The organism is Protofrankia sp. Cas8 (genome assembly GCF_963555845.1).
Lineage (GTDB): Bacteria > Actinomycetota > Actinomycetes > Frankiales > Frankiaceae > Protofrankia.
Window position 1 is genome coordinate 1 of the sequence record NZ_CAUVXI010000034.1, and the last position, 4,801, is coordinate 4,801.

The following is a 4,801-nucleotide window of genomic DNA, read 5'->3' on the forward strand; positions in this document are numbered from 1 at the left end:
CCTGTCACGGGCCGGGCGCCAGGTCCACGCTGAATACAGGTTCACGCCGATCGCGGGTTCGCACTGAATGCGGATTCACACCGGATGCCGCACGAGGGCGCGTCTCCTACGCGCTGGCGGTCGATTCCTCCGGCATGGGGTCGCCGAAACGCCAGCCCGGCACGATGCCACGATTGAAGAAGCTGCGGAACTCCCGTACGGACGGGCCGTCCGGCTTCACCCAGAGCGTCTTCTCGGGCATCCGCAACCATTTCAGAACGTCCATGTCGGCGTAGGCGTTCCGCCGGACGGTGAGCCACATCATGCGGGCGAGCGCGTGGTTGAGCGGAGCGAACAGCGGCCCCGGGCCGATCTTGCGTACCACGACCCGCCACGTGAAGATCGTGAGATCGTCCCGAATGGGTGTACCGCCGAGGACCATCGTCAGCATCGGCCCAGAGCGGTCGACCGTGGCGTCCTTCTGCGTCCGGTAGATGGCCGCGGCCGGCCCGATCATCTCGATGAACGCGAACGGCTTGAACCACCGCTGGACCTTGTTCCGGCTCGCGTCGTCGGCTGGCCGGAGCTGGTATTCAAGACGGTCTTCCTTGTTCACCATGACCGCGTACTCAAGGTGCCCGGTGCCCTTGTGGGCGTTCGGGAAGTGGTAGATGTCGGAAACGTGCTCCGCTACCGGCAGCAGTTTCCCGTGCGCGATGTAGACCTGGCCCTTGAGGTTGAGGTACTTCTTGGAGTCAGCGTAGGAGACCTCCGTGAACTCACCGACAGGCTCCGGCCCGTACCAGAACCAGATGTTGCCGGCGTGTTCACGGACGGGGATCGACCGTTGGCCCGCCCGTGGGGGGATCTTCGACCGATCCAGCCCCGGGATGACGTCGCAGCCGCCGTCCGTCCCGAATTCCCAGGCGTGGTAACCGCATTTGATCCGATCATCGACGACGGTCCCGCAACGGGCGAGGTCAGCACCCATGTGGCAGCACTGACTGTCGATCATTCCGACGTCGCCGTTCTTCCCTCGGAAGAGCGCGAACTGATGAGACATGAACTCCACGGGAACGACCTGACCGGGCACGAGATCTTCACTGAACCGGGCGAAATACCAGCCCAGCGGATAGTCGGTCTTCTGTTCCTCGTCCATCGACTGGCCTTCGAGGAGCCGTCTGTCATATGCCTTCAGTTGTCTCTGCCATTTCGACTTCGACACGGGTCCTCCGGGAGTCCTACGTCTTCCAGGGCGAGTGTGCACGAAGCGGCCGGCATATCCAACTAGCATATCCAACCGGCATACCAAGCCGGCACCAGGATGATGACGCTGCCGACCGGCCGCTCCGTGCGGCAACACATAATCGACGTTAGCATGCAATCCACACCGGATCCCGCCGACCCCGACGCGTGACCGAAACAACAAACAGCGCCCGGCAGCGAGGTAACACGGTAACGGCGGCGTTTCGGACGGGCCGCCGTCGGCGGGGTCACTCTGTTATCAGGGCCATACCGATAGGGCGGACCGTTTCCGGCGGAGTAGGCTGGCGTCTTCCCACGGCGGCCGAGCACCCCTTCACCGCCCACTCATTCCGACCGTTGGGCGGTGCGTGAATGTCCACTCTTTCTCGGTCCAGGAAATACTGTTGGTGACTCAGCCCACATCCACCCAGTTCAGGGTGCGTTCAACCGCCTTACGCCAACCCGCGTACCCGCTTTCGCGCCGGTCGACCGACCACTCGGGTTCCCACCGGCGGTCCTCCCGCCAGTGCGCGGCGAGTTCGTCGGTGTCCCGCCAGAAGCCCACCGCGAGGCCGGCCGCGTAGGCCGCGCCCAGGGCCGTCGTCTCCGCGATCACAGGTCGGCTGACGGGGATCCCGAGGATGTCCGCCTGCGTCTGCATGCACAGGTCGTTGGCTGTCACACCGCCGTCGACCCGCAGGACGTCGAACACCACACCGGAGTCCTGACCCATCGCCTCGGCCAGGTCGCGGCTGGCGTAGCAGATCGCCTCCAGAGCGGCGCGGGCCAGATGTGCCCCGGTGTGGAAGCGCGACAGGCCCACGATCACGCCACGCGCGTCCGACCGCCAGTACGGCGCGAACAGCCCCGAGAAGGCCGGGACGAAGTAGAGGCCGGCGCTGTCGGGCACCTGCCGGGCCAGCGCCTCACTCTGCGCCGCGCTGGCGATGATGCCGAGATTGTCCCGCAGCCACTGCACCGCCGAGCCCGTGACCGCGATCGAGCCTTCCAACGCATAGACGGGATCCTGGTCACCGAACCGGTAGCCGACCGTGGTGAGCAGGCCGTGACCGGACCACACGGCCCGCGTTCCGGTGTTCAGCAGGAGAAAGTTGCCGGTGCCGTAGGTGTTCTTGGCCTGGCCGGGTGCGAAGCACACCTGGCCGACGGTTGCGGCGTGCTGGTCCCCGAGCGCGGCGGTCAACGCCACCTCGCCGCCCAGCGGCCCGGCCTGCGTGGTCGTCCCGTAGCCGGCCGGCTCGGATGACGACCGGATCGTCGGGAGCATGGCGGGCGGGATGTCGAACAACGACAGCAGCTCGTCGTCCCAGTCGAGGGTCTGAAGGTTCATCAGCATGGTGCGGCTGGCGTTGGTCACATCCGTCACGTGCACCCCGCCGTGCGGACCCCCGGTGAGGTTCCACAGCAGCCAGCTGTCCATCGTCCCGAAGATCGCCTCACCCTGCTCCGCCGCCCTGCGGACCCCGTCCACGTTGTCGAGAATCCACTGGATCTTGGCCGCGGAGAAGTAGGTCGCCGGCGGCACCCCGGCCTTGCTCTGGATGATCTGACCACGGCCGTCTCGGATCAGCGCCGACGCGAGCCGGTCGGTTCGGGTGTCCTGCCAGACGATCGCGTTGTAGTAGGGCTGGCCGGTACGGGGGTTCCACACGACGGTGGTCTCCCGCTGGTTGGTGACGCCGAGCGCCACCAGGTCGGACGACCTGAGGTGGGCTCCGGCCAACGCCGATTGGATGACCACCGCCGTCCGTTCCCAGATCTCCACGGGGTTGTGCTCGACCCATCCGGAGCAGGGCAGGATCTGCTGGTGCTCCAGTTGGTGGCGCCCGACCTCGTTGCCATCATGATCAAAAATCATGAAACGGGTGCTCGTGGTGCCCTGGTCGACCGCTCCGACGAAGTCGCTCATCGCCCGCTTCCTCCTACCGCCTGTGGCCGCCGGCGAGGGTCACCCGGACCATGCCGTACCGGAAACACGTCGGCCCACGCCCTCGACTATTTTCGCCACGACCGGTGGACATTCACATGTTCCGTTGAGTCGGATTTGCGAATCATCGCCCGATCACGGAAACCTACCCCGATGATTGCCGGCCGACTCCGCGCCGGCGTCAGATACTAACAATCTGCCGGCGGATCCGGTGGAGAATCCGATCGGTGGTGAAGAGAATCACCCGGAAGCGCGGCAGCCGGTGGGTCGCCAAGGCCGTCTCCGACGCCTGCCGCGGCCGCCGAGATGATTCGCGCGACGTTGCCCGACTGACGGATCAACCCGCCGCCGGCCGTAATACGTTGAGATCGTCATGGAAGCGGAAACTGGAAGCGGGAACGCCGTGCAACCATACGGCGACGATTTCGTGACCCATCGGGTCGATCGGGCGAAGGACCTGATCGTGACGCAGAGTCGCTTACGCGGTCTGTTGCGCGCAGGCCGCATGGTTGCCTCCGACCTGAGCCTGTCCGTCGTGCTCACCCGCATTGTCGAAGCGGCCTGTGATCTCGTCGATGCCCGCTACGGAGCACTCGGCGTGATCGCCCACGACCAGCACCTCGAGCAGTTCATCCATGTCGGCTTCGACGAGAGCATGGTTCGCCGGATTGGTGATCTTCCTCGTGGCAAGGGCATCCTCGGCCTGCTCATCCGCGAACCCTACCCACTGCGGCTCGACGACATCACCACCGATCGCCGGGCGGACGGCTTCCCAGCCGGGCACCCGCCCATGCACAGTTTCCTCGGCGTTCCGATCCGTATCGGAACCAAGGTCTTCGGCAATCTCTACCTGACGGACAAACAGAACGCGTCGCGTTTCACCGCGGAAGACGAGGAGCTCGTGCAGGCACTCGCCGCAAGCGCTGGTGTCGCCATCGAGAACGCACGTCTTTTCGAGGAGTCCCAGCGCAGGCAACGCTGGTTGCAGGCGTCCGCCGACATCACCCGCCATCTGCTGGCTGAGGCACCGAACCCACTGGAGCTGATTGCGCGCAGAGCCCAGGAAGTCGCCGACGCCGACTTCTCCGCCGTTCTACTGCCGCGATCCTCGCCCGAGGAACTCATCGTGCAGGTCGCGACCGGCGACTACCCCGACGGGCTGGTCGGCACCGTTGTTCCCGCGTCCGATCCGCTGGCCGGGCGCAGCGGCCCGCTGATGGTCATTCCGCTCATCGCCTCGGGCGACAGTGTCGGCGCGCTCGTTCTCGGCCGGCGTACGGACGGCCGGCTGTTCACCGACGCCGACATCGACATGGCGTCGGGATTCGCCGGGCATATCGCGCTGGCCCTCGAACTGGCCCAGGCCCGCGCCGACCGTGACCGGATAGCCGTCCTGGAAGAACGCGACCGCATCGCCCGCGACCTGCACGATCACGTGATCCAGCGGATCTTCGCCACGGCGATCGGGCTGCAGGGCCTGGTGGCGCAGACCGAGGCGACCAACCAGCAGTCCGAACGGCTCACCTCCTACATCGATGATCTGGACGAGACCATCGGGCAGATCAGGACGACCATCTTCCAACTGCGCCGGCGCGGCCGCCAGAACCTCCCGAGCCTGCGTGGGCAGCT

The 4,801-nt window shown here is 65.9% G+C and carries 3 protein-coding genes; 1 reads left to right on the forward strand and 2 read right to left on the reverse strand.

Translation table 11 applies throughout. From position 1 onward, the window contains the following. Positions 1 to 106: 106 nt before the first annotated feature. Together U9977_RS07780 and glpK are read right to left on the reverse strand one after the other, a co-directional pair. Positions 107 to 1,204, reverse strand: coding sequence for a Rieske (2Fe-2S) protein (locus U9977_RS07780; protein ID WP_322748513.1), 1,098 nt, complete (start codon positions 1,202 to 1,204; stop codon positions 107 to 109). 432 nt (positions 1,205 to 1,636) lie between these two features. After that, entirely contained in the window at positions 1,637 to 3,154 is a 1,518-nt protein-coding gene (gene glpK / locus U9977_RS07785) for a glycerol kinase GlpK (protein ID WP_322748514.1), read from the reverse strand. Between the two features lie 481 nt (positions 3,155 to 3,635). Here glpK and U9977_RS07790 point away from each other — a divergent pair. Further along, positions 3,636 to 4,801 (forward strand): GAF domain-containing protein (locus U9977_RS07790; RefSeq protein ID WP_322748515.1); only part of this gene is annotated, 1,166 nt, incomplete at its 3' end.

Bases quoted from the DNA above. Each gene is read 5' to 3' on its own strand.
- glpK (WP_322748514.1), bottom strand. From the start codon at position 3,154: ATGAGCGACTTCGTCGGAGCGGTCGACCAGGGCACCACGAGCACCCGT.